This is a genomic window from Psychrobacter sp. 1U2 (assembly GCF_051847575.1).
Map to the genome: position 1 here is coordinate 1 of NZ_JBPYDC010001057.1, position 722 is coordinate 722.

Genomic DNA, 722 nt, shown 5'->3' on the forward strand with positions numbered 1-722 from the left:
TTGATCAAAATAAATACTTTTATAAAAACCTTGTAACGGGTTTTTTTTGTAATCATAAGGAGCTGCCATAAGGAATATATTTACATCCAGCTTAGCTGCTTCATCAATCAGTTTTTCCACATCTTTAAACTGTTCAAATTCTAAAGCATTACCCCATGATCCTGCGAATATTAAATTTTCATAATTTTGCATATTTTCTTTCAGGTATTTCCTGTTTAATAAGCATTGCTCATAGGCCTTATTCGTTTTAGAACCTATAAAGTTTTCGGTAAGAGATGGAACACACCAATTGGTAACTATTGATTGAAAGGATGCGTCATTAGCCTTAAATACCTCGTCAAAAAATGGTTCATTATGACCAGCAAAAGAATCACCAAATAGCAATGTTTTGGCATTTTTTTCTTTATTACCTAAATAACAATCAATCCCCTTACTTTGGCTTACCTCAAAACTTGGGTCGTGAGATGAATAAAAACAATAACCGTTATTTCTATAAGGTATTTTTAGGCCATCAATAATATTTTCGTCAGACGCGTTTAACGAAAATCTTTCCTCAACCCCTTTATCTACAAAAACAAAGCTTCCTAGGACGCCAATTGCCAATACCATGTATATAGGCTTGTGCTTTAAATACGTAAATAAGTTGCCAAACTCTCTTCTGAAATTGATTTTTTCAACATATTTGTAGCTCAAAAATCCAAGTAGTATAGAGAGTGCCATAC

1 protein-coding gene is annotated in these 722 nt (G+C 32.7%); it reads right to left on the minus strand.

The window, feature by feature from the left end; genetic code table 11:
• Positions 1-609 (minus strand): SGNH hydrolase domain-containing protein (locus ACS8FD_RS20365; RefSeq protein ID WP_439277201.1); only part of this gene is annotated, 609 nt, incomplete at its 3' end.
• Positions 610-722 lie beyond the last annotated feature (113 nt).